The 23,852-nt window shown below is 44.3% G+C and carries 20 protein-coding genes; 8 read left to right on the forward strand and 12 right to left on the reverse strand.

The window, feature by feature from the left end; genetic code table 11:
- Nucleotides 1-142: 142 nt before the first annotated feature.
- The 6 genes from ACFI6G_RS05020 to ACFI6G_RS05045 are packed head-to-tail and all read right to left on the reverse strand — an operon-like array spanning nt 143 to nt 7,091.
- Nucleotides 143-1,825 carry a BatD family protein gene (locus tag ACFI6G_RS05020; RefSeq protein WP_016792231.1) on the reverse strand — a complete coding sequence of 561 codons (1,683 nt, stop codon included), beginning with the start codon at nt 1,823-1,825 and terminating at the stop codon, nt 143-145.
- A gap of 2 nt (nt 1,826-1,827) precedes the next feature.
- Nucleotides 1,828-3,723, reverse strand: a complete 1,896-nt coding sequence (locus ACFI6G_RS05025; RefSeq protein WP_462710163.1) for a VWA domain-containing protein — start codon at nt 3,721-3,723, stop codon at nt 1,828-1,830.
- On the reverse strand, nt 3,716-4,723 hold the full coding sequence (locus tag ACFI6G_RS05030; RefSeq protein ID WP_462710164.1) for a vWA domain-containing protein: 1,008 nt from the start codon (nt 4,721-4,723) through the stop codon (nt 3,716-3,718). Before ACFI6G_RS05030 ends, ACFI6G_RS05025 begins: the two co-directional genes overlap by 8 nt.
- Nucleotides 4,716-5,201, reverse strand: a complete 486-nt coding sequence (locus ACFI6G_RS05035; protein ID WP_016789912.1) for a DUF4381 domain-containing protein — start codon at nt 5,199-5,201, stop codon at nt 4,716-4,718. Before ACFI6G_RS05035 ends, ACFI6G_RS05030 begins: the two co-directional genes overlap by 8 nt.
- Complete coding sequence (locus ACFI6G_RS05040; protein WP_016792234.1) at nt 5,198-6,124, reverse strand: DUF58 domain-containing protein; 927 nt, start codon at nt 6,122-6,124, stop codon at nt 5,198-5,200. The genes ACFI6G_RS05035 and ACFI6G_RS05040 overlap by 4 nt, the downstream gene beginning before the upstream one ends.
- Nucleotides 6,125-6,134: 10 nt before the next feature.
- Nucleotides 6,135-7,091, reverse strand: a complete 957-nt coding sequence (locus ACFI6G_RS05045; protein WP_016767410.1) for an AAA family ATPase — start codon at nt 7,089-7,091, stop codon at nt 6,135-6,137.
- A 455-nt stretch (nt 7,092-7,546) separates the two neighbouring features.
- Here ACFI6G_RS05045 and ACFI6G_RS05050 point away from each other — a divergent pair, with 455 nt between their 5' ends.
- Nucleotides 7,547-9,463, forward strand: coding sequence for a methyl-accepting chemotaxis protein (locus tag ACFI6G_RS05050; RefSeq protein ID WP_010431461.1), 1,917 nt, complete (start codon nt 7,547-7,549; stop codon nt 9,461-9,463).
- Between the two features lie 195 nt (nt 9,464-9,658).
- Nucleotides 9,659-9,859 (forward strand): restriction endonuclease subunit S domain-containing protein, encoded by a 201-nt coding sequence (locus ACFI6G_RS05055; protein ID WP_010431457.1) that lies wholly within the window; start codon nt 9,659-9,661, stop codon nt 9,857-9,859.
- A gap of 249 nt (nt 9,860-10,108) precedes the next feature.
- Here the strand turns inward: ACFI6G_RS05055 and malK are convergent, their stop codons facing one another.
- Nucleotides 10,109-11,221, reverse strand: coding sequence for a maltose/maltodextrin ABC transporter ATP-binding protein MalK (gene malK, locus ACFI6G_RS05060; RefSeq protein WP_010431455.1), 1,113 nt, complete (start codon nt 11,219-11,221; stop codon nt 10,109-10,111).
- Nucleotides 11,222-11,887: 666 nt separating this feature from the next.
- Here malK and malE point away from each other — a divergent pair.
- From malE to malG, 3 genes are all read left to right on the forward strand, one after another.
- On the forward strand, nt 11,888-13,072 hold the full coding sequence (gene malE, locus ACFI6G_RS05065) for a maltose/maltodextrin ABC transporter substrate-binding protein MalE (protein ID WP_010431451.1): 1,185 nt from the start codon (nt 11,888-11,890) through the stop codon (nt 13,070-13,072).
- Nucleotides 13,073-13,153: 81 nt separating this feature from the next.
- Nucleotides 13,154-14,725, forward strand: a complete 1,572-nt coding sequence (gene malF, locus ACFI6G_RS05070; RefSeq protein WP_010431449.1) for a maltose ABC transporter permease MalF — start codon at nt 13,154-13,156, stop codon at nt 14,723-14,725.
- 11 nt (nt 14,726-14,736) lie between these two features.
- On the forward strand, nt 14,737-15,627 hold the full coding sequence (gene malG, locus ACFI6G_RS05075) for a maltose ABC transporter permease MalG (RefSeq protein WP_010431447.1): 891 nt from the start codon (nt 14,737-14,739) through the stop codon (nt 15,625-15,627).
- Between the two features lie 532 nt (nt 15,628-16,159).
- Here the strand turns inward: malG and ACFI6G_RS05080 are convergent.
- The 3 genes from ACFI6G_RS05080 to ACFI6G_RS05090 form a co-directional block, all read right to left on the reverse strand.
- Nucleotides 16,160-16,405: a hypothetical protein gene (locus tag ACFI6G_RS05080; protein WP_016767859.1), complete on the reverse strand. Its 246-nt coding sequence runs from the start codon at nt 16,403-16,405 to the stop codon at nt 16,160-16,162.
- A gap of 305 nt (nt 16,406-16,710) precedes the next feature.
- Complete coding sequence (locus ACFI6G_RS05085; RefSeq protein ID WP_010431444.1) at nt 16,711-17,214, reverse strand: acyl-CoA thioesterase; 504 nt, start codon at nt 17,212-17,214, stop codon at nt 16,711-16,713.
- An 887-nt stretch (nt 17,215-18,101) separates the two neighbouring features.
- Nucleotides 18,102-18,995, reverse strand: a complete 894-nt coding sequence (locus ACFI6G_RS05090) for a DMT family transporter (protein WP_010431441.1) — start codon at nt 18,993-18,995, stop codon at nt 18,102-18,104.
- A 98-nt stretch (nt 18,996-19,093) separates the two neighbouring features.
- Here ACFI6G_RS05090 and ACFI6G_RS05095 point away from each other — a divergent pair, with 98 nt between their 5' ends.
- The 3 genes from ACFI6G_RS05095 to ACFI6G_RS05105 all read left to right on the forward strand — a co-directional run bounded on the left by ACFI6G_RS05095 (nt 19,094) and on the right by ACFI6G_RS05105 (nt 22,198).
- Nucleotides 19,094-19,882 (forward strand): AraC family transcriptional regulator, encoded by a 789-nt coding sequence (locus ACFI6G_RS05095; RefSeq protein WP_010431438.1) that lies wholly within the window; start codon nt 19,094-19,096, stop codon nt 19,880-19,882.
- A gap of 109 nt (nt 19,883-19,991) precedes the next feature.
- Nucleotides 19,992-20,900, forward strand: coding sequence for a LysR family transcriptional regulator (locus ACFI6G_RS05100; protein ID WP_462710165.1), 909 nt, complete (start codon nt 19,992-19,994; stop codon nt 20,898-20,900).
- 128 nt (nt 20,901-21,028) lie between these two features.
- Nucleotides 21,029-22,198: an MFS transporter gene (locus tag ACFI6G_RS05105; protein WP_010431430.1), complete on the forward strand. Its 1,170-nt coding sequence runs from the start codon at nt 21,029-21,031 to the stop codon at nt 22,196-22,198.
- A 245-nt stretch (nt 22,199-22,443) separates the two neighbouring features.
- On the opposite strand, the gene ACFI6G_RS05110 is transcribed toward ACFI6G_RS05105, so the two are convergent.
- Both ACFI6G_RS05110 and ACFI6G_RS05115 read right to left on the reverse strand, forming a co-directional pair.
- Nucleotides 22,444-23,004: a ricin-type beta-trefoil lectin domain protein gene (locus ACFI6G_RS05110; protein WP_010431427.1), complete on the reverse strand. Its 561-nt coding sequence runs from the start codon at nt 23,002-23,004 to the stop codon at nt 22,444-22,446.
- Between the two features lie 46 nt (nt 23,005-23,050).
- Nucleotides 23,051-23,791 carry a DUF1499 domain-containing protein gene (locus ACFI6G_RS05115; protein ID WP_372015025.1) on the reverse strand — a complete coding sequence of 247 codons (741 nt, stop codon included), beginning with the start codon at nt 23,789-23,791 and terminating at the stop codon, nt 23,051-23,053.
- Between the last annotated feature and the right edge of the window lie 61 nt (nt 23,792-23,852).

Genomic DNA, 23,852 nt, shown 5'->3' on the forward strand with positions numbered 1-23,852 from the left:
ACGAAATCGAACGGATTTGGTTTTCTCGTTATTTCTATTTTCTTAAAACGAAGCCTAAGAAAACAAGAAGCCGTGGTAGTCAAATGGTGACCATCACGGCTCCGGGTTGTTGTCTATGTACTTTAGTTAGAGTTACGTATAGTTAGAGCTTCTCTAGTGTGCTCTTCTGAGTTTTACTAGAAAGTCGCTTTGGCTTTTTAATCGTATTGATCGCCAATCTAGGCTCCCATGACTGATTTGGTGAATCTGCTTCAGCGTAGAGACTCTGATTTAGCTTGGCGAGCTCGGCTTCGATTGTTTCCAACGTTTCACCACTCAAGTCTGGGTTTTCTGTTTTCCACTGTTCGAACAAAGTTCTCGTCTTCACACCGTCTTTCATTTTCAGAGCGGCAATAAGCGCTTCTGCCGTATCGGATTGACGTTCATCTTTTTGCTTTGGTTTTACTACTGTACCGCGGCGTGACCAGAAGTAGAAAGCAAACGCTGAGCTGATTAACCATAATGCTGCAAACAGCGCGGTTAGATAAGGCCACATTCCTGGGTTTTCAACGGTAACAATCGTCGGGCTGGCTTGCTGAGTTGGTGTCTCCATAACAGGCGTTGGCGAGCTTGAGCTAGCGCGTTCACTTGCCTGAACCGACAACTCAAGACCAAGAGCGTTACTGGTTTCTTGTGATTGTGAGTCTGTGTTAAACCAAGCTTGAGAAACATCAGGAAGAGAGATGCTTCCTGATTCCTTAGGGATTAGTACCTGCTTATAGACAACGACAGCATCACCGGATTGGGTGGTGCCAAATTTCGGTTTTTCTTCATAAACACGTACCGTTTTAGGGTAGGTGATATTCAGTTTCGGCAGTTGGTGCTGCGTTAAGTTGCTAGCCGTCATAGTAATGGTACGAGTTAACGAATCACCCGCTTCCATTTCAATTTTCTGCTTGTCGTCACCTAAAGCATTGCTACTCCCCAGTTCATTGCCTTGGCTATCTGACCATTGTTGTATCAGTTTGAAGTTTGATGTTGGTAACCACTCACCTTGGTAGCCTTTTGGCACCTCTTTGACGGCTACATCTAAGGTTTTAACAGGCGTGTCGAGCTGGAAAAGGCGCGTTGTGCTTGAGTTGTTGGTTGAGTAAACAACGGCTCCTGTCAGCTTTGGTCCGTTCAGCTTAAACTGTCCGGGCTTTTGGGACGAGATATGGAACGACTGTTGGACCACCGTAACTTCTTGTCCGTTGATAACATCTTGATACTGCTTTGACTCACCAATGGGATCTACCTTCAACCCTTGTGAATTTGGCGGAGCTATTTTTGGATCTTGTAGTCTTCTCGGGTCAGCCTTGATAATGAGTTTTACATCAAGCTCTGCCACTTCTTGTGGGTATAGCGAGTTTTTACTGAGATCGAGTTGAAACTCGGCCATATCACTCTGCTTTGGAGCGGCTTTATTAACCGCAACGTTGATGGTGATCGGTTGGGTTTTTGCGCCTTCAATATCAAAGCTAGGAATCTCCAATCGGCCTAATCGAAGTGGGGCAAGGGTAATGTTCCACTCGCTAGACACAGTGCGGCTGCCATTTACGATTCTCATCGACGACCCAAAGCTTGGGGTACCGACATAGAAATCCTTTTGAAGGGGGGCTAGATCTAAAGCACCAGACGATACTTTTTCATCGGTCGTCACTCTAAGTAGGAAGACTTCATCTTTGGTAACACTGTTTTGCGAAACGCTCGCAACAGCGGTCGCTGCGAATACAGAATGTGACGAGAAAACACCGATTAGCAGTGTCAGTAGCATTGATAAAAATGGCTTGTTTAAAAATCGCATGGTTACCACTTTTTGTTTTGGTTGTTAGGAGCACTTTTTTGTCGTGCTTGTAGAATCATTTGCGCTTTAAGCAGTTGGCTCGGGTCACGAGCGCTTTCTACTTGCTCAAGTTTTCGCATATCAGGATCGCTCGATAGCGGCTGATCTGAGGTTTGCGCTAAAGCTTGTCGACCATCGCCTTCACCTTTTTCGTTTGAAGCTTGCTGTGCGCTCGCACTTTGAGGTTTTGAATCCTTTTGGTCTTGCTCTTCGGACTGATCGGATTTACCTGACTGCTTAGATTGCGCTGCTCGCTTACTGTCTTCTTCACCTACTTTTTCATCCGGTTGATTTTTGGCTTGCCGTTGGTTTGCACTTTGAGTTTGGCTATTCGTTTGGTTTTGCGAGCTTTCATTGTTTGCAGAGCTTTGTTGTTGATCCTGCGAATCTTGCGAAGAATCATTCTGCTGACCCTGCTGACCCTGCTGACCCTGCTGACCCTGCTGACCCTGCTGACCCTGCTGACCTTGTTCGTTTTGGTCTTTGGACTCAGAATTGTCTTGCTGTTGCTGTTGCTGTTGCTGTTGCTTCTGAGCCTGTTCGACAAGCTCTAGATTTTTCTTCGCATAAGCATGTTCAGGGTTGTTTTCGAGAATACGTTGGTACTCTTCAATCGCTTGATCGTACTTGCCTTGCTGCGCCTGTGCATTTGCAAGGTTGTAGCGAGCATCTTCGCCATTCAAACCTTGTAGTGTCTGCTCTGCAGCTTCGAAGTCACCGGCTTTGTATTGTGCGATGCCTTTCCACTCTTGTTGTTGGAACTGCTCTGCAGCTTGTTGGAAGTCTTCATCTTGATAAAGCTGATAACCCACCTGATCGTCGGTTTTCCAAGGGCTTGCAAACGCGGTATTCGGTTGGCTGAACGACAAAACCACAGCTAATCCGCACCAAACAACACCCTTTCGAAACAGCCCAAGTGCGGGCAGTAATAGGAATGGCAGAAGCCAGAAGCCATTGTTGACTCTCGTGTTGAGTGAGTTATTGGTCTTGGTCACTTCAGAGGTTGTTGCAACTCGGTCGAGATAACTGGCGATATGTTCAACATCTGAGTTATCAAATTGAACCTCAGTGAACGTGCCACCATAACTGCGAGTCAGGTCGCGCATGTTCTCTAAGTGGGTTCTCGCGACCACAGTTTGCCCTGAGTTGGTTTGCAGCATTGAGCCTGTTGGCAAAGAGATTGGTGCGCCACTTTCAGTACCCACCGCTAAAATGGATAGCGTCCAATTGCTACCAGATAGCAGCGAGTCGATCTCTTTCTTCTCTTGGTCATCTATGTCATCAGCAATCAATACCAAGTCACCGTGGTAGATATGAGCGCGAGTCATCATCTCAATGGCAAGCTTAACCGCAGCGGGGGCGTTGCTGCCTTGGTAAGGCATAATATCCGGAGACAAGTTTGGCACTTGGCTCTTGATGGTGTTGATGTCGGACGTTAGCGGGCTAATGGTGTAAGCATCGCCAGCGTACGCGACCATTCCTGTTAAGCCTTCTTTCCACAACGAAAGCAGGTCAAGAGCCTTGTATCGTGCTTGAGTCAGGCGATTTGGTTTTATGTCGGTAGCGTATAGAGACATCGACATGTCCATCATCACAACTCGAGCCTGCGTTTTTTCAAAGCTCGGTTGTTCATTGTTTTGAAAGCTGGGGCCGGCTAATGCAATAACACCGATCATCCACCAGATACCAAAGTAAGTACTGCGGTTTTTTGATGGCTTGCTTGATTCTGGCGCCAAGTAGCGAGCGATATGAGACGCCAATAACCCTTGCTTAGATTGCTTCTTACTAAGCCACCAAATCGCGGGTAACGCGACAAGCGCTAAGAACCAATATGGGTAGATAAAAGTAAAGTTAGACATTGTTTCTCCTAATGGCTAACAGCATAAATGCGAAGAACATTGCCGCAGACAAAGGCCATACGAACCACTCTTGTTGTGGTTGCCAAACCTTGGTGGCATTTGTCACGGGTTCTAACTGGTTGATGGTGTCGTAAATGGTCGCCAGCTCTTTGCTGTCACGCGCACGGAAGTATTGACCGCCAGTGCGTTTGGCTATTTCCATTAGCGTGCGTTCATCCAAGTCTTGAGCAGTATTGACCTTACGAGTCATGAAGAACTCTTTGACCATCATTTCGCCTGCGCCAACACCGACGGTGTATATGGTCGCATCGTATTTTTTTGCGATGTCTGCGGCCTCTAATGGGTCTAACACCCCTGCAGTATTACTGCCGTCGCTGAGTAGTACCATCACACGTTGAGGCGCATTACTATCAACAAAGGTCTTGGTCGCAAGGCCAATGCCATCGCCAATCGCAGTTTGAGTACCAATCAGCTTTAACACTGCTTGATTGAGCTGTTGTGAAAGCGTATTTCTATCTAGCGTAAGCGGGGTCTGCAAGTAGGCGTGATCAGCAAATAGTACTAATCCGACTCGGTCGCCTTTACGGCGATCAATAAAGTCACTCAATACGCGTTTCACAGCCGACAAGCGGTCGATGTATTCGCCATTGAACTGCATGTCTTCTTGGCTCATCGAGTAGGAGAGGTCGACAACCAACATCAAATCACGATGCTTCGGCTGAAACTCCACCGGTTCGCCATACCATACAGGGCGAGCGCTCGCCGTAACCAGCAGAATCCAAATAATAACTGACAACGCTTTTGGTAAGCGACTGCTCGGTGTTTTGGTATGGCTGTCTTCTGGCAGAAATGGAAGCCTTAGGGCGTTGCTTGATTCTGACTTTGGTGAGAACAAGTAAACGAGAAACGGCAGTGGCGCGATGAAGAACATCCACCACCAAACGAACTCGATGTTTAGCAAGTCCCTGCTTAGAAACAAAGGGCTTAGAAAATCACTCATAACGACCTCGCTTTGGAGGAAGGGCTTTACAAAGCCAAGTTTCGCAATCATTAACCAATTGCTGTTGATCCATTTTCTGTTCGTCGTTCATTAAGGCTGCATCTTGATAGAGCGCTTGCTGCCACTGGGATTGTTTTGCTACAAATAACGGCTTCTCTAATTGCGCATCTAAGAACTTCAACCAATCATCACCTGCTAGACCTGCAATTTTTTCGCGTGGGAAATAGCTTAGTGCTGCCTGACGAACGATGTCTTGAGCTGTGCGCGGAGACAAGCTATCTGAAGACTGACCATGACGAAAACGAGCAAGTGCTTCGTTCTTCGCGTGTTGGTTGTTTTGTCTGCGTTTTACAATGAAAAACACTAAGGCGATCAGAGCAATAGCCGTGATAATCAATGCCCACCAACCCCACGCTAAAGGCCACCAAGTCGGTGCATCTGGTGCAATGACAGGGCTCAAATCTAAGGGCTGATTCATGACTGAACTCCTGATATCTGGCTCATTAATGACTGTGCACTAGACAGCGAGCTATAAGGTATCGCGAGAGATAAACCAAGTTTCTGCAACTGCTTCTTCTTTAGTAAAAACGCGTGGTTAAGTTTTTCCTTCTCTTTATTCGAGGAGAAGTTAAACCATTGAGTTTTACTGCCGTCCGTCACTTGTTTAGATCCCTTGTAGGCGGTTTCACCTTGCTCTAATGGATCATGAAAATGCACGAAACGGACTCTGTTGTGCCGGCGTATTTGGCTGATAAGTGAGTAGTTACTTTCTTGGTAGCGTACAAAGTCACTGAGGATAATAATATCACTGCCTTTTGGACAAAGCTGATGAAGAGATGTCAGTCCAAGCTCTAAGGTTGTCTCGCTGTGATTGTCGTGGTTGGTCAGCGCTGCATTATTGATTTCTATGACTTTTTGAAGAATGCGTAATGGCGCATGATTACTCGCACTGGGCTTGATTTCAATGATCTCTTTGCCAGTATCTATTACTGCGCCAATTCGGTCTTTTTGAGCCACAGTGAGCCAGCACAGTTGGCTAGTAAAGTGTGCAAGTTGAACTGATTTCAACAACAAGGTTGAGCCGAAAATCATGCTGCTTGATAGATCCAAAAACAAAATGACAGGCTGCTCTCTTTCTTCAGAGAATAGCTTGGTATGCGCCTTGCCCGTTCTTGCTGTGACGCGCCAATCAATGCTTCGGATATCATCTCCTGCTTGGTACTGACGAACTTCAGAGAAATTCATCCCGCGACCTTTGTGGTTACTCTCGTGTTGACCATTAAGTTGAGACCAAAGGCTCTTGGCTGGAGGCAACCATCGAACAGACTGAGCTTTGTATTGCAGCAGCTCATCCAAATTCAACGTGACGCCGTCACTATAGTTGGGTAGTTGATTATTCATACGCGTGTCCTTATGCGCTGCCAACCAATGAAATAAGATGTGCGATGACTTGATTGGCCGTAACGCCTTCAGCTTGAGCATGGTAGCTACGGAGCAGGCGGTGGCGTAACACAGGGAATGCCATCGCTTGAACGTCTTGTGGCGTTACATAATCGCGGCCAGCAAGCCATGCGTGAGCACGCGCGCAGCGATCCAAAGCAATAGTTGCGCGTGGGCTGACACCCATATCTAACCATTGATCAAGTTGATCGCTGTATTGCTTGGGTTGGCGAGTCGCCATAACCAGTCTGATGATGTATTGCTCAATGGTGTCTGCCATATGAATGTTGAGCACTTCTTGGCGCGCTTCAAAGATCGTTTGCTGAGATATCTGTTGTGGCTGAATAGATTCGTTACCTTGAGCTTCGCCTCGGTTCAGGCGCAAGATCTCCAGCTCGCTTTCCATATCTGGGTATTCGACCTCAAGGTGAAGCAAGAATCGGTCTAACTGGGCTTCTGGCAGAGGGTATGTCCCTTCTTGCTCAATTGGGTTCTGTGTCGCCATTACCAAAAACAGTTCAGGCAGAGCATAGGTCTTTCGACCGGCAGTCACTTGTTTCTCTGCCATCGCTTCCAGCATTGCTGCTTGAACTTTCGCCGGAGCACGGTTGATCTCATCCGCTAGAATAAGCGAGTTGAAAATCGGGCCTGATTGGAAGGTAAATTCCCCAGTTTCTGGTCGGAAAATATCGGTACCAGTCAAGTCCGCAGGCAGTAAGTCAGGTGTGAATTGAATGCGGTGGAAATCCCCCTCAACGCAATCAGCCAGTGATTTTACGGCGCGAGTTTTTGCTAAGCCGGGAGGCCCTTCAACGAGGATATGACCATCCGCTAAAAGGGCGATCATCAGTTGCTTAACGAGCTCTTTTTGACCAATGATTTGAGACTCTAGATAGTTTTGAAGGACTTCGAAATTTGTTTTGTGCATTTTGGACTCTCTGGGTATCCATTTGATTTTATTTTGAGTATTGGTCACTGATTTGTAGCAAAAAGTTCCAGTGCATTTGCGTAATTTATTTTTTCAAAATTGGAAAGATTTACAAGTGGTTAGCTAAAAATATCGTTAGGTTGTGATTATTACTATATCAATTGGTTTTTATATACAAAAGCTTGGCTGTGGGGAGTTGTTTGAGTTCAGTTAGATCTAAGGGCTGATAGCTAAAGCCGACTCTCGACAGTACGATATTGGCTTAGTTAATTCATATTTAATTTGGATGATTTCGGTTGTTACATCATATGTGCAATTTTTTGAGAGAAAAGTCTCCAGTTTTATTGGTTGTGGCCGATATATAACTCAGATTGTGCATCACTTTGTTGGGGCGCGTTAACAAAGTCCTGTTCAAGGTTTACAAACAAAGAGCGATTCTTTTTAAAGGTCTAAATATGTTCAAAACTAACTCTCTGAGTATCAAGCAAAAAGTTGTACTTGGCATTACCTTTGCGGTTCTTGCATCGACAGTAATTGTCGGCGCGATGGCACAACAACAAGCAAGAGATGTATTGAGTCATCGACTGATCGATATTGAGCTTCCTGGAATGTTGGAGCGAATCAATGGTGAAATTGACCGTGAAGTGTCTCAGCTATTATTAGCAGCGGAGCAAATTGCTTCAAATGAATTTATTTCTGATGCTATCGAATCGACCGACCGCGATCCGGCATTAGAAAACAAGCTGGTTAAACAACTGAATAACGTTCGTAATCAATATCAGTTGAACGATGCCTCAGTGGCGAACCGTCAAACGGCTTACTACTGGAATCAAAATGGTTTCCTACGTCAGTTAAACCAACAACAAGATGGTTGGTTCTTTGGCTTTACGCAATCTGGACAGCCGACCATGGTGAGCATGTTCCAAGAAGCCAATGGCGAAGTGAAAATGTTCGCTAACTACCAACAGCCTTCTGGTTTAGCGATGTCAGGTTTATCAAAGTCGATGGATGACATGGTTAACCTACTGAACGGTTTCAAGATTGAAAATACAGGCTTCGTATTCTTAACCGATAGCCAAGGTGATGTTCAAATTCACCGCGAGCGTTCACGCAGTGACTCTTCACTTCAACAACTCTACGGTCCTCAAGCAAGTCAATTACTGAACAAATCGGGCTTTAATCTGATTACCACTGAAAGCCAAGGCCAAGAGCTGTTCGTGGCGAGCTTGTATGTGTCTTCAATGGACTGGTTTGTTATTGGTGTAGTTCCGACTGGTGAAGTGTTTGCAGAGCTCGATGCGACAGCGCAAAAGATGCTGATCATGACGGCTGTTGTGGCTTTGGTGTTTATCCTAATGGGCGTAGTGCTAGCAAACAGCATTACTCAACCAATTAAACTTCTGGCTAAACGATTTGGTGACCTTGGCGAAGGCGATGGCGATCTTGCGCAGCGTATTGAAGTTAAAGGCAACGATGAAATCGCACAGCTTTCTAAGGGCTTTAACGGATTCATTGAGAAGATTCACGAGTCGATGAAAGAAGTATGCTCGACAAGCCAAGCGCTGCAAGTGGCGGCAGAGAGCGTGTCTAACAAAGCACACATCACCCACGACAACAGCCAAGAGCAACGTGATCAAACCCTTCAAGTGGTCGCTGCCATTAATGAAATGGGTATGACCATCAGCGAGATTGCATCAAACGCGGCAACAGCAGCAGAAACGGCAACGCAAGCTTCGGGTAATACTGAAGTGGGTCGTTCTGTGGTAAACAAAGCAAAAGACGCGATCAGTCGTTTAGCGCAAGATATCGAAAGCACGGGTCAAGTGGTGGAACAGCTTGCTTCAACAACTCAAGATATCGGTTCTATTCTGGGTGTTATCCGTGATATTTCAGATCAAACCAACTTACTCGCATTGAACGCAGCGATTGAAGCAGCCCGTGCCGGCGAGCAAGGTCGTGGTTTTGCGGTTGTAGCAGATGAAGTACGTAACTTAGCAAGCCGCACTGCAGATTCTACGGAAGAGATTCAGAAGATGATCAACCAACTGCAAAGCGATGCTAAAGATGCAGTAACGGCAATGAGTGCGGGTAAGGTGATCACGCTTGAAGGTGTATCGGCGTCGGATGAAGCGGTAGACGTTCTGAGTGGTATTTCAGACCGTATTGTGGATATTACAGACCGTAACACTCAAGTGGCGACAGCAACGGAAGAGCAATCAACCGTAGTTCATACCATCAACCAGAACATTGAAGAGATCAACGCAATCAACGAAGTGACAACGGGCACGGCTGAGCAGCTTGCAGAAGCGAGCCAAGAGCTTCGAGACCTGTCTTCTCGCCTCGATAAGATGGTTGGCTCGTTTAAGCTGTAATACTGCTTGAGCTAATGACGTTGACAGAGAGCTGGCTTCATTTAATCGTGAATCCAGCTCTTTCTAATTTCAAGCCAGCCCTGTGTTTAAACTGACGTTCGCTTGATCTGGTTTCGGGCTTTGGACTCAATCGCTCTAGCATCACAGGTCGTAAATGAGTAAAATCTCGTTAGATTTAATATTTAGGTAAGTATCATGAGCGATTTTGAAAAAGAACTAGAGCAGATGACTCAAGAAATGGGTGATGAGCCAGAAGTAAAACTACCATCACTTGAAGAGCAAAAAGCGATCGTCGCTGAGTTCAAACGACTAGAAGCAGAAGGCAAACTAACGCCAGAAGTGTTAGAGAAGCATTTTGGCCAGTTCAACAAACAGAATGATACGCCAATTCACTAAGTTGATTTAGACTGGTGCATGTCTCAAAGAAGTGATAATGGTGGTTGGGCTTATAGCCTGACTCATAGATAAAGGTCTAGCGCTTGCTAGGCCTTTTTTATTGCTATCAATAAAAAATTGAATACGTTTATAGAGTTGCTGGCGAGGTGATTTAATGAAAGTAAAACTAGTCGCCCTAAATAGAAAATCCCCCTTACAACGTAAGAGGGATTGGATATGGGCAAGTTATATCTTAAAAGGCGGAACCGATTAGTCTGTGCCGTACTCTTTGTATAGGCGACGACATGCGCGACCGTCACTGTGGAACAAGTGACAACGGTGTGCAGGAATACCAATCGCTAGCTTGTCACCAGACTCAATCGTCAACGTGTCTGGCTGGCGATAGATAACGTCAGCATCGGCACTTTCGAGGTTTAGGTAAACTTGTGTTTCGTTACCTAGCTTCTCAACCATCATCACTTCAGCTTCAATCGTCGCATCACCTGTTTCAGCAGACAATAAGTGCTCAGGACGAACGCCCAGAGACATACGGTCACCTGCATTGACAGTGGTACCATCGACTGGAATCCAGAAAGTCATGCCGTTTGAAAGTTGTACCAATACGCGTTCAGCTTCCGCTTGCTCGATGTGAACAGACATAAAGTTCATCTTCGGCGAACCAATAAAGCCAGCAACGAAACGGTTTTGAGGGTAGTGGTAAAGGTCAAGCGGTTTTCCGACTTGAGATACATAACCACCATCAAGAACAACAATTTTATCGGCCATAGTCATCGCTTCCACTTGATCGTGGGTAACGTAGATCATGGTGCAACCAAGTTGACGTTGTAGTTTAGTGATTTGCGAACGCATTTGAACACGTAAAGCAGCATCAAGGTTTGATAGCGGCTCATCAAGTAGGAATACATTTGGTTGAGAAACCAGAGTACGACCAATCGCAACACGTTGGCGTTGACCACCAGATAGGGCTTTAGGCTGACGCTCAAGAAGGTGACCAAGCTGAAGGATTTCTGCAGCATGTTCAACACGCTTATCAATTTCAGCTTTGTTAGCGTTCGCTAATTTGAGGCCGAAAGACATGTTGTCGTATAGGTTAAGGTGAGGGTAAAGCGCGTATGATTGGAATACCATACCCACGCCACGCTTTGACGGTTCAACGTCATTCATGCGTTGGTCGCCAATGTACAAATCACCAGACGTAATGTCTTCTAGACCTGCGATACAACGTAATAGCGTCGATTTACCACAACCTGATGGTCCAACGAATACTACGAATTCACCTTCGTTGATGTCTAAGGTTACGTCCTTAGAAATCTGTACATCACCATATGATTTATAAACGTTTTTTAACGTGACACTCGCCATCTAGCTTGTCCTCGATCGATCAAATTTTAAGTTTTACTGCTTATCATTATAAGAAATTTTCGGGTCAGCAGTAACTGTAGGAATTGGTAAGTATTGAGTGAGTAAGAAAAAAAGTGGGTGAGACTTGGATTTCTTTAACCAAGCCCACCCGTCATAGCCAAACTGGTGTCTATTTCCCCCACATCGAGCCAAACCTCCCCCGTGATTCAATCACAGATTTAACTCAATGCTTAATAAAGACACTAGCGGGCAGTGAAGCCAACTAAATGAACAATGCTGTTACACATAACACTTACTGGTAAAGGGTTCTTACTATCCACTCTTGGATGAATGCAGTTTCGATGAATTAGCGAAACGGTACATCCTCCCAACGTAAAATTAACGAGGGGGAGTAGTAGGGGAGGAGTAGATAAATGGGGTTATTAATAATTGGCGATCCAGTTCAAATAAATCCACGCCATAACGGTGATGTTGATCACGATGAGTATGTGTTTTGTGACTCCAATCTCTAATCTGACCGGATGGCGATCACGATTTTAAGCCATAATAGCTAGGGCGTAGTGGCTAGGATGATGAGCTAGAGGCTATTTTCTCAGATCATAAGCCCTGAAAACTGGCTCGTCTTGGTAGATGTGCCCTACGTATAAATATAAAAAGGATATTCACATGAAAAACGCTCTAAGCGCTGTAGCTCTAGGTACAATAGTTGCTCTGGGTTCTTTTGGTGCAAATGCTGCTATCGAAGAAGGACAACTAACTATCTGGGTAGGTGGTGACAAAGCTTATGAAGGCATGGCTGAAGTAGGTAAACGCTTCGAAGAAGATACTGGTGTTAAAGTAACAGTCGCTTTCCCTGACAAACTAGAAGAGAAGTTCTCTCAAGTTGCAGCGGCTGGCGATGGCCCAGACATGATTTTCTACGCACATGACCGTTTTGGCGGCTATGCAGAAGCGGGGCTTCTTGTTGATATCAAACCTTCTAAAGAAACTAAAGAAGGTATCGTAGACTTCGCATGGGACGCTGTTTCATACGAAGGTAAAACAATCGCATACCCTGTAGCGGTTGAGTCAGTTTCTCTAATTTATAACAAAGCGCTTGTTCCTAACCCACCTAAGTCTTGGGAAGAAATCCCAGCACTTGATGCTGAGCTTCAAAAAGATGGTAAAAAAGCGATCATGTGGCCTCTACGTGGCGGCGCTTACTTCACATGGCCTCTACTTGCAGCTGACGGCGGTTACGCATTCAAACAGACGGCAGAAGGTTACGATATTAAAGATGCGGGCGTAGCGACTGAGGGTGTTCAGAAGTCTCTAGGTTTCATCGAGAAGATGGTACAAGACAAAGTTATCTCTGCAGACATGGATTACTCAGTTGCTGAGTCTGAATTTGTTGCGGGCAACGTTGCAATGACAATCAACGGTCCTTGGGGTTGGGAAAACATCAAGAAAGCTGGCGTAGATTACGGCGTAACAACTTTACCTAAGTTCAACGGTAAAGCGTCTAAACCTTTCGTTGGTGTATGGGCGGGTGGTATCAGCACTGCGTCTCCAAACCGAGACCTAGCTGTTGAGTTCATGGAAAACTACCTGCTAACAGATGAAGGTATGAAGAGCCTGAACGACGACAAGCCACTAGGCGCTGTTGCTCTTAACTCTTTCCAACGTCAACTAGACAGCGATACTCGTATTGCAGCAACAATGGACAACGCGATGAACGGTGAGATCATGCCTAACATCCCTCAGTTCACAACATTCTGGTACAGCATGGAAGAAGCGATCGGCAACGTAGTTGACGGCCGTCAATCAGTAGACCAAGCACTAAAAGCTGCTGAAGGTCGTATGGTTAAGTAACACCCAAGCACTACCTTTTAAGGAGGGGGTAACCTCTCCTTACTTTTCTATTTTTTATCTATATCGCTAGCAGGTTCCTCTATGCAGTCAGTTCAAGGTACAGATGCTATCCCAGCACCATCAAGCCTTCCAGGCAGTAAAAGCGTCTTCATCAAATGGGGGTTGCTTGGTAGCGTTGGCTTAATAAACGGCTACGCTACAATTCTTATGTATTCTCGCGGTGAGCTCGCTTTTGCGCTGCTTACAGTGATCTTAACGGCTTTGGCACTTTACATTTTTGGTAGTAAAAAAACTTACGCCCACCGTTATATTTACCCAGGTATTGCCGGAATGATCCTGTTCATTCTTTTCCCATTGGCATACACCGTAGGGCTTGCGTTTACTAACTACAGCGCGAAAAATCAGCTTTCTCTAGAGCGTACTCAAACCGTTCTTTTAGACCGTTCTTTCCAAAGCGGTGAGAGCTACCCATTTACTTTGTACAAGACAGATGACGGTCACCAGATCGTCGTAAAAGATGGCGACCAACTGTTAGCGACTGACGTATTTTCTCTAGACAATATGACAGCAACAGAGATGGACCTATCTGTCATCGAGTCTGCGCAAGGTGAAAAAGAGAAAATCAAAGCGATCATCCAAAACCGAGCTGCGATCAGTGGTGTTGATTTCAATCTACCGGACGGTGGTGACATCCGCATGAGTGGCTTACGTAAGTTTGCTTCTGTTGCTCCGCTTTACACGCTACAAGACGATGAAGAAACGTTAATCAACAATGAAACGGGTGAAGTTCTTAAGCCAAATATGGATGTGGGTTTCTACCAACCTGTTGATACAAACGGTGAGTTTACGGGTAATACCATCTCTCCAGGTTTTGTGGTTAGTATTGGCACACATAACTTTGAGCGTGTATGGAAAGATGACGGTATTAAAGAACCGTTTATCAGCATCTTTATTTGGACGGTTATCTTCTCGGTATGTACCGTAGCGTTCACGCTTGTTATCGGGCTTGTGCTTGCGAATATCGTGCAATGGGAAGAGTTGAAAGGTCGTTCTATTTATCGTGTTCTACTGATTCTGCCTTACGCCGTCCCCGCGTTTATCTCGATTCTTATCTTTAAGGGTCTATTCAACCAAAGCTTTGGTGAGATCAACATGGTGCTCGAGAATATCTTCGGCTTAAGCCCGAACTGGTTCTCAGACCCTATCTTAGCGAAAACCATGGTGTTGATGGTTAACACATGGCTAGGTTTCCCTTACATGATGATTCTATGTATGGGTCTGCTTAAAGCGATTCCTGATGATTTATACGAAGCGTCAGCGATTGATGGTGCGAACTTCCTTGATAACTTCAAGCGCATTACATTCCCATTGATGATTAAGCCGCTTACACCGCTATTGATTGCAGCGTTTGCCTTTAACTTCAATAACTTCGTAATGATTCAACTATTGACGAACGGTGGCCCGAACATGATTGGTACTTCTGAGCCAGCGGGTTACACAGACTTGCTTGTAAGCTACACGTACCGAATTGCATTCGAAGGCGGCGGCGGCCAAGACTTCGGTCTAGCAAGTGCTATCGCAACGCTTATTTTCCTATTGGTTGGTGCACTAGCGTTACTAAACCTTCGTTTCACTAAACTGTCTCAAGATTAAGGAGCACGACAATGGCTATGGTACAAGGTAAAGGCCTTAAATACCGAGTGTGGGCAACGCATGCAGTGTTGTGGTGCTTCTTGGCAATGATTATCTTCCCACTACTGATGATCATCGCTATCTCGTTCCGTGAAGGTAACTTCGCAACCGGTAGTTTGATTCCCGATAACCCATCACTGGAGCACTGGAAACTGGCTCTTGGTATGTCGGTAACGAATGCTGACGGCTCGGTGACACCACCTCCATTCCCAGTACTAACGTGGTTATGGAACTCAATTAAAGTCGCGGGTGTTACATCGATTTTAATCGTGGCACTGTCAACGACATCGGCTTACGCATTTGCTCGTATGCGCTTTAAAGGTAAAGAAACTATCCTGAAAGCGATGATGATTTTCCAAATGTTCCCAGCAGTACTTGCTCTAGTAGCAATCTACGCGCTGTTTGACAAACTTGGTCAATACATTCCGTTCTTAGGCTTGAACACACACGGTGGTCTAATCTTCTCTTACTTAGGTGGTATTGCACTTCACGTATGGACGATTAAGGGGTACTTTGAAACGATTGATAACTCTCTGGAAGAGGCAGCAGCCCTTGATGGTGCAACGCCTTGGCAAGCATTCAGACTGGTTCTACTGCCGCTGTCTGTGCCAATCCTAGCGGTTGTGTTTATTCTATCTTTCATCGCGACAGTTGGTGAGGTGCCAGTAGCATCTATCTTACTTACAGATGTGAACTCTTACACACTAGCAGTAGGTATGCAGCAGTACCTATACCCTCAGAACTACCTATGGGGTGACTTTGCGGCAGCGGCTGTACTATCAGCACTTCCGATTACTATCGTGTTCTTACTTGCTCAACGTTGGTTAGTTGGCGGTTTGACGGCAGGTGGTGTAAAAGGATAAGCTGTACTCTATAAGAAAGAAAAGAGCGACCTTTAGGTCGCTCTATATTGGCATTTTTATTACATCATTTGGTTTGGCCGCCGATCAGTAATAAAAATAACCCTCAGGTTACGCATAGCTGGCCGCTAATCAGGTTCCTTACGCTATTAATGATTAGTGGTTTTTGTAACTCTAACCCAGGTATTTACTTGGGTTTTTTTATGTCTGCTACTTTTTGGTATGTATTTGTACCAGCCTTTATCTGCTTATCTCGGTGACTTAGATTTGAGCCATTCCATGCCTAAATCTTTCATTATCAAAATAATCACTCTGTCTCATAAATCAGACGCTCAGTATAAGGGGCAGCAGGTCTATTGATATGTTGCTAATAATTCAATGCGTGATACTTCAATGATTTGCATGCAACGAGCGTCTGAATTTCACCGAAAGTGTCTATAAAGGCTAAATACAACAGGCCTATTGAGAGTAGATCTCAACAGCATACTTTGAGCTAGACTCTTATCAGACATAGAGAATCGAGGCTGTGTGAAGATTAAAACTCTCGACTAGAAGGCGCACAGCCTAAATGCTGTAACAGTACATAGATACTTTCTTGATCGAGTGCTACGCGTCTAAACAGATCGGCAAACGTGTGGTCACCACCAAAACAAGTTTGAATATAGTGGTTAATCTCATTGCTGTCGTAGCCTTCTACGTACAAAGTTCTAACCCATTGATACTCAACAGCCTTCAAATTGTTCAGTGTAGATTCGCTAAGAGTGGGGCGTGTGACGCTCAAGAGTGGCTCCGAAAAAATTCTAATACATCCATTATGATTGGCGGTATTTAATCAGAGCAAAATGACGACTTTATTACAGAGAAGGCAAATCCATATTCGATAGTGGATTCATTTCAACTCTTTGGTTGAGTATCACGCTTTATCGGAAATATTGGTCTTAGAGATGTTTTATTTACTTTGGAATGATTTGTCGCAGAGTCACAAGACCAGAACTGTTTCGTTTGTGTTTAAAGTGGGTTAGGTAAAACAAATGCCAAGCATCTGCTTGGCATGGAAATAGGCGTATGTGAGCGCCTTGATTGACCTTACTTGAGGTATTTCACGTGTGCTTCCATCTCTTCACCGATTTGCTTTCGCATGTTCATAAGACGAATAGCCGAGTCTCTCAACTCAATGTCTTCTTCGGTATCAGGGATCCATTCTGGCACTTTGGTTGGGGTACCATTTTCATCGACAGCTACCATAATCACGATGCAGTGAGTCGTCAGACGATTGTTGAGTTCTTTGGGGTCGCTAGCTTGGACGTCTATTGCAATGTGCATTGACGATGAGCCGGTATAGATGACCTTCGCACTTACCTCGACAAGGTTGCCAACATGGATGGGTGCTACGAATCGAATACCACCTGCATAGGCGGTGATGCAGTATTTGCCACTCCAACCTGCAGAACAGGCATAGGCTGCTAAATCGACCCACTTCATTACTGCTCCACCATGAACTTTACCACCAAAGTTCACATCTCCGGGCTCAGCTAAAAAACGCAGAGTAACGTCTCGTTTGCCATCTTGTCGGCTGTTGTTACTGCTCATCTATCTTCCTTTATTATTATTTTGCTACATAACATGCTCGTTACTTGCTAATAACAATATACTTAAGATGACATAAATTAAAGTGGATAATCTCACTGTTAAGATTATTTTTTCAAACGGATGACGAACCTATGAACATTGGTGTTTTCTGGCGATCGAGACGAGTGATAAACAGGAAAGGGCAAGATAGGTGTAAGTTATTTCGAAAGTGGGTTTCAAAAAAAAAACACCTAGCATAGCGCTAGGTGTTTCTAAGCCGTTCGGTACTCATATCGGTACCTTTTTATTTTAGCCAACTAACCGTTGTTCATCTGGTTAAGTTAAAGTGATTCTATCCTTATTAACTCTAAAGTGGTAGTTAAAGTTTTTTTACTATTCAGCTCACTTTTACTCTTTGAACAAAGTATAGATCCTTTGAGTGAACTTTGCCTGTCGAGTTATTGATTGGTCATTATTAAAGGGAAATTGGCCCTGACCGCAATCTTGTAAAGGTATTAATTATAAAAACACATTAAGTTGTTTTTCTTAATCACGTAAAAGATCCAAATATTCAGGTTGATCTGACGTTTGGTCAACTTGTTGCAAAGGCTCACTGTAGTAGTAATCCTTCATTATTTACACTGCCGATAAGCGAACACTTTAACTAAACAGTATGGATGCCTTTAAAGTAAATCATAACCTTGTTGCAAGAGAAGAAGCAACGATTAAATAGTTTTAAGAGGATTGTTAACAAAAAATTAGATCGACAAAGCTTATCTAAGGAAGTGGTTTTAAACGAGGTAGCTATGAGTAGCCGTGGTTTGAAGCAGTAAAAAAATACCTGCTATGGTAGCAGGTACTGCGAGAATATCTCGTTGAGAACATCGTTGATAAATGAGGGGGAGAGCTTAGCTTTGTTGAGGAAGCGGAAGCTCAAGCCTTGGTTTTCTCTTGATTTGAGCAAGAATGACACCAGAGATTACCATCACGCCTCCAATGATATGGAATTGGTTAATTTCTTCACCTAACCAAGTAGACGCAAGTACAATCGCGATAACGGGCATTAAATTCATGAACATGGCACTTGAATCTGCGCCAATGGTGTCAATCGCCTTCACCCACATCCAAGGGGCCAAAATAGAAGCAGCAAGGGCAGCGTAAGCAATCAAAGGAATAGCTTGTTGGGATGGCAACAGTTGTTCGCTGGTTAACCAAAGTGGCGTCAACATAGAAACCGCAAACAATCCTTGGATATAAATCACTACCCAGCTACTTAACGGCATTTTCCAGCGTTTAAGCAGTACACAATAGGAAGCATAAACGAATGCGGCTATTAACATATAGCCATCACCCTGAGTCAGTTCTTGATGTATGAAGAATAAAGGATCGCCTTTCCCTAACATCAGAGCTAACCCAGACAGCGACAATACGCCGCCAACAATGCTTAGGCCAGAAATAGACTTGCTTAACAAGGGTACGCTAAGGAACACGCTGATCAATGGTACTAATGAAGTGATCAACGCCATATTAGAGGCGGTTGTCGTTAAGCCGGCGTAGTAACCCAAAGATTGGTTTAACACCATGCCCAAAAAGCCAAGGAACGCCAGTTTAGACAAATTAGGTTTAATGATTGGCCATTGCTTGATAACCGACCGAATACAGAAAGGTGTCAGAATCAACATTGCAATGAACCAACGGTAAAAACTCATCGCGCTCGGCTCTATGGTACTTGCAGCGAGCTTATTGACGATAGCATTTGCACCCCAGATGCAGACTGTAAAAAATGGTAAAAGATAATGCATGTGAATTCCGTCGCAAATGAGTTGATGCGGCTAGTTTGACAGGTCGTTATACTTACAGATATCTTTAAAAAGACATCAGGCGCGATAGGAAGACAAGTTTGAAAAAACACTCAAGAAACCTTCACCCATCCTTATCAATCGATAAGGCACCATCCAACGTATTTATGAATTTCGAAGCTTTCTTATCGAACACTGAAACTCGCGTGCATAGCCACCCTTGGGGACAAGTACAATTGATCAGTGGCGGTATTCTAGAAATGGAAGCTGAAGGTACACGCTTTCTAGCCCCGCCACACCTAGCTATTTGGGTACCTGCCGGAGTCATGCACTGCAGTTATAATCGCAAACCCTTAGATTATTGCTCTTTGAATATTTCCCATGAGCTAACGCAACATCTGCCTGAGAAAACCAGTTTAATAAAGATCACACCAATCGTATCCTCGATTATCGATGATTTTCGTCAGCGTGATATTAACGTTGCTGCGAGCGAACAAGATCAAAGATTAGTGCGAGTATTGTTGGATCAATTGGCAGAGCGTCAAGTTGAGCATCACTTTTTGCCTTCAACTGATAATAAATATCTTGCGCCCATTCTTGCTGCGATTGAAGAGAACCCAACTGATGATATCTCACTGAAAGATTGGGCCGATAAAGTGCACGCGACAGAGCGAACCTTATCGCGCCACTGTCAAAGTGAACTGGGGATGAGCTTTACTGAATGGCGACTTCGAGTACGCTACTTGTACTCTATGGATCTGTTAAGAAATGGGCAATCCGTTAAAGAAGTCGCACTGACTTTAGGCTATAACCAAGCTAGTCCGTTCATTAGTATGTTCAAGAAATATTCCGGCCAAACGCCAGAACAATATAAGAACCGTTTGTTGTAACTTGTTCTTGGCTTTAGGTTTACTCGTCAATTCTTTGTCATTGAGAATAAAATAATATACACGCGCAGTGTTCGCGCTTGTTAACCATCAAGGTTTATATTGAGGTCATATGGAGATCAAAGTATTAAAAAGTTTTGTAGCTGTAGCCACACACAGAAGCTTTTCAAAAGCAGCAAAGGAATTGAACACAGTTCAGCCTGCTATTAGTCGCCACATTACAAGCCTTGAGCATGAACTAGGGGTTAGCCTATTTTTTCGCACATCTCGCGAAGTCGTTATTAGTGCTGCTGGAAAGCATTTACTCACAGACGCCATAAAACTCATAGAACATATTCAACAAGCGAAACAATCCGCAATTCGAGCCTCTTCTGGTCATATTGGTACTTTGACAATTGGTTACCTTGGGGGCGCAACGTTGAGTTTCTTGCCTCGTTTAGTTCGGCAGTATATTACTGAAAATCCAACTATTGATGTCGATCTTGTTGAGATGACAGCTTCTGAACAAATCGAAGCTCTTGAAAAGCGGGAGATTGATATCAGTTTCTCTCGCCCACTTCCAAATCTGATTGATGATGACTACGTTTCCGTTCCGATTTATGCAGATAAGCTCGTTGCGGTTGTGCCAATCACACACGAACTCGCCCAATGTTCGATCATTCAAATAAAGCAACTGCAGTTCGATCCCTTCATTTTATTTGAACGTGAGCAAGCCGTGGGGTTATTTGATTCCATCATTACTCAATGTGATTTATCCGGTTTTTCTCCAAATATAAAAAAACAACCCAACCACATGCAAACGGTGTTAACCCAGGTATCTTCTGGCTTAGGTGTCTCGGTAGCTCCTTATGCTATTCGTGACTTACGTTGTGAGGGTTGTGTCTTTATTAACCTTGAATCTGTGGATGTAGAGATGCCATTGGTGATGACACACCATTTACATGCTCAATCTCCCACTGCTAGTGCATTTTCAGCGATAGTACAGAGTGAAATTAAAGCAATTCAACAGAGTATGAGTTAGGAAATCATCTATGCAAATTGCGTATAGAATTTACATCAAATAGGTATTTTTGCTATTTAAGCGTCACCCTTAAACTCACTTCATCGAAATCACTCATTAAAACGATGAACTAAAATTAAGGTGTAATCATGTCAAAGGTGACGACAGAAACTTTGGGTACAGGGCGCTTATTACTTATGTCGAGCGCTGTCTCAGCAACCGCTGCAAATCTTTATTATAACCAGCCGATTTTACCCAAGATCGGTACAGAACTCGGTTTAACAAGCGCACAACTCGGCGCAGTGCCGGCGGCTAGTCAGATTGGTTATGCAGTGGCGCTACTTTTCTTATCGCCATTAGGGGACACTTTGCCGCGCAAACGCCTCATTGCGATCCTATCGGTAATGTTAGTGTTGTCATCATTTATTGCGTTTTCTGCATCTAGCTTAATTGTGTTGGTTGTTGCGTGTTTTGCGATTGGCTTAAGTGCCAATATCACTCAACAGTTGATTCCATTTGCAGCGTCATTAAGCACTCCTGAAACGAAAGGGAAAGTCATTGGGACTTTAATGACAGGCCTGACCGTTGGCATCTTGCTTTCTCGTACACTCAGTGGTTTTGTTGGTGAGCAGTTTGGGTGGCGTGCTGTGTTTATGATGTCGGCAAGTATCGCGATGATCTTTGGTTTAATGTTATACGCTTTTTTACCGACGAATACTCCGACAATCAAGATACCTTACCTTAAGCTTGTTGCTAGTATGGCAACGTTAATTAAGCAGCATTCGATACTACGTACATCTGCTTTAACCGGCGCGCTTTGGTTTGCTTCGTTCAATGCACTTTGGGCAACGTTAGCTTTGCACGTCAGCGAATCACCATTTAATTACAATGCTCAGCAAGCTGGGATGTTTGGGGTTATTGCCTTTGCTGGTGTGATTGGTGCCAAAGTTTCAGGTTCATTAGTAGGTAAGTTTGGTTCTCGAAATATGATCAGTATGGCGTTAGTCATTATTGCTGCTGGCTTTGTTGTTTCGGGGCTCTTTGCTGATACCTTGATTGGGTTGATCGCCGGTATCATTCTTATCGACCTTGGTGTGTTCAGTGCTCAGGTATCGAATCAAGTCCGCGTATTTTCAATTGATCCACAAGCTCAGAGCCGTATAAATGGGGTCTATATGCTTGGCTACTATCTTGGTGGTGCCTTCGGTTCGTTTGTGGGTATTCAGGTATTTGAATTGGTCGGCTGGGTAGGTGTAGTAGGCTTTAGTGTTGCAGCTGTGGCATTAAGTTTTATTGTTAACCGCATCAACAAGCAATAAATCACGTCGCCTTCATTTATGTGTTTACACATACTTGAGTTAAGGCTCGTTGCTATCGAAAATGAATGCTATTTAAACGTTTTAAAGTTTGGATAACACGGTTTACGACTCTCAATGGTGAGTGATAAGCGATGAGAATCATCCATCTTTCATTTCCCTGCAAAATAAAGGTGACATTACATATATGCAATGTCACCTGTAAAGCATTGGGTTGTGAAATAAATAGATTAACCAATGAGTACTTGTTACTTAGAAACAACAGTCCACTTCATTAGAACCGGTTCTGCTTCCTCACACTGAATCAGTTCAAGTGGACGTTTCACCCATGGGCCCGCTTCTTGAGTTTCTGATGTCACTGCCAAACAGTAGCTAGAGTCCGCTTTTAATCGAATGGTTTGATCATTTTCGCTGTAAACAAAACCTTGGTTTTTGGCGTCGCTACACTCTAGTAACGCGAGTTCGCTTTTTCCTTTCGCAAGAAGCCCTTGCATACACAGCCCTTCGAACGCGTAAGACTGAATTTGGTCTGTTTCGTTGTTGAATTCAAATCTCACATCATGACCCGAATAGTTGCGAGGAGAACCTTCAGGCGCTTTGGGTTTACAAGTATGAGTTTGCATTAATTCTGATTGACCAGGTCCGTAGGTATCAATACAAAACCCATAACCGTTTGGCTCATCTAAATTATCACTTAAGACAATGTATGGCGGTTCTGTCGGTACATTTGGCTCTGCTGCAAAGAGGAATGAAGGAGCAACAATTAAGCTAGATGCAACAATGAAGTTGGTCATACTTTTTAGGTTCATATTAATTTCATCCTTTAATGAAGGTAGGTGTTGTGACTAAAACGGCTTACTGGTTAAAACTTTCGGTGAACTCTACAATTCTAGCGGCATTGACACCTTTGTCACTGCGACCGATTCGAGACACACTACGAATATCGATACGGCTTTTGTTGTTTATTGGGGTAACTTGAACGACCACATCGTCCATAAAACCAAAGAAAGTTGTTTGAGCCGTTGCTTCAAAGCGTAATGCCTCTGGGTATCCTGCAACCACTTCCCATCCACTATTTTTCGCTATATCCAGTGCTTTTGCGTACGCATCTTCAGAAGAAAGGTTCGACTGAATAGGTTTAATGTATGGGTACAATTTTTTCTGTATGGCAGCCACTTCTTCTCCTGCATAAATCAGAGAGTTTTTGGCACCTGCACGCGTATCGTCTAGCTTATAAAATTCAGGTGGGTTTATAGTGTCGGTAGTAATGTCATGAATTGCAGGCTCACGCTTTACGGGGTGAGTTATGCCATGGAGCATTGGCGCGATGAGACCAAGCCCTATGAATGCAGCAACCAGAGACTTGAGCGCACCTGTACGATCACGAGTAATCCATTGGTAGATGAGCCCGAGTGTACTTAAAGCGAGTAGAGAGAGGCCGATAGGGTTGAGGTAGTTTCGAATGTAGCCAAAGCCAACAATAGGGTCCCATAAGCCCATGCGAGATCCAAATATCATCACCGCAACCATTAGTAATGCGGTAAAAGCGATGACTAGTAATAATGTTCCTATACCAGATGGTCGGTTGTTCGTCATTTTCTATCCTTTGAAAGTTTTCAGCGAGTAATGATGAGCCACTCCTAGGCTCACCATATCT

Source organism: Vibrio sp. PSi01, assembly GCF_054960695.1.

What these genes read in the sequence shown, in the direction of transcription:
- malE (WP_010431451.1), top strand. Translation starts at nt 11,888, where the DNA reads ATGAAAAACGCTCTAAGCGCTGTAGCTCTAGGTACAATAGTTGCTCTG.
- ACFI6G_RS05115 (WP_372015025.1), bottom strand. Translation starts at nt 23,791, where the DNA reads ATGACGAACAACCGACCATCTGGTATAGGAACATTATTACTAGTCATC.
- malG (WP_010431447.1), top strand. Translation starts at nt 14,737, where the DNA reads ATGGCTATGGTACAAGGTAAAGGCCTTAAATACCGAGTGTGGGCAACG.
- ACFI6G_RS05040 (WP_016792234.1), bottom strand. Translation starts at nt 6,124, where the DNA reads ATGAATAATCAACTACCCAACTATAGTGACGGCGTCACGTTGAATTTG.
- ACFI6G_RS05100 (WP_462710165.1), top strand. Translation starts at nt 19,992, where the DNA reads ATGGAGATCAAAGTATTAAAAAGTTTTGTAGCTGTAGCCACACACAGA.
- ACFI6G_RS05090 (WP_010431441.1), bottom strand. Translation starts at nt 18,995, where the DNA reads ATGCATTATCTTTTACCATTTTTTACAGTCTGCATCTGGGGTGCAAAT.
- ACFI6G_RS05055 (WP_010431457.1), top strand. Translation starts at nt 9,659, where the DNA reads ATGAGCGATTTTGAAAAAGAACTAGAGCAGATGACTCAAGAAATGGGT.
- malK (WP_010431455.1), bottom strand. Translation starts at nt 11,221, where the DNA reads ATGGCGAGTGTCACGTTAAAAAACGTTTATAAATCATATGGTGATGTA.
- ACFI6G_RS05105 (WP_010431430.1), top strand. Translation starts at nt 21,029, where the DNA reads ATGTCAAAGGTGACGACAGAAACTTTGGGTACAGGGCGCTTATTACTT.
- ACFI6G_RS05085 (WP_010431444.1), bottom strand. Translation starts at nt 17,214, where the DNA reads ATGAGCAGTAACAACAGCCGACAAGATGGCAAACGAGACGTTACTCTG.
- ACFI6G_RS05045 (WP_016767410.1), bottom strand. Translation starts at nt 7,091, where the DNA reads ATGCACAAAACAAATTTCGAAGTCCTTCAAAACTATCTAGAGTCTCAA.
- ACFI6G_RS05050 (WP_010431461.1), top strand. Translation starts at nt 7,547, where the DNA reads ATGTTCAAAACTAACTCTCTGAGTATCAAGCAAAAAGTTGTACTTGGC.
- ACFI6G_RS05035 (WP_016789912.1), bottom strand. Translation starts at nt 5,201, where the DNA reads ATGAATCAGCCCTTAGATTTGAGCCCTGTCATTGCACCAGATGCACCG.
- ACFI6G_RS05110 (WP_010431427.1), bottom strand. Translation starts at nt 23,004, where the DNA reads ATGAACCTAAAAAGTATGACCAACTTCATTGTTGCATCTAGCTTAATT.
- malF (WP_010431449.1), top strand. Translation starts at nt 13,154, where the DNA reads ATGCAGTCAGTTCAAGGTACAGATGCTATCCCAGCACCATCAAGCCTT.
- ACFI6G_RS05020 (WP_016792231.1), bottom strand. Translation starts at nt 1,825, where the DNA reads ATGCGATTTTTAAACAAGCCATTTTTATCAATGCTACTGACACTGCTA.
- ACFI6G_RS05030 (WP_462710164.1), bottom strand. Translation starts at nt 4,723, where the DNA reads ATGAGTGATTTTCTAAGCCCTTTGTTTCTAAGCAGGGACTTGCTAAAC.
- ACFI6G_RS05025 (WP_462710163.1), bottom strand. Translation starts at nt 3,723, where the DNA reads ATGTCTAACTTTACTTTTATCTACCCATATTGGTTCTTAGCGCTTGTC.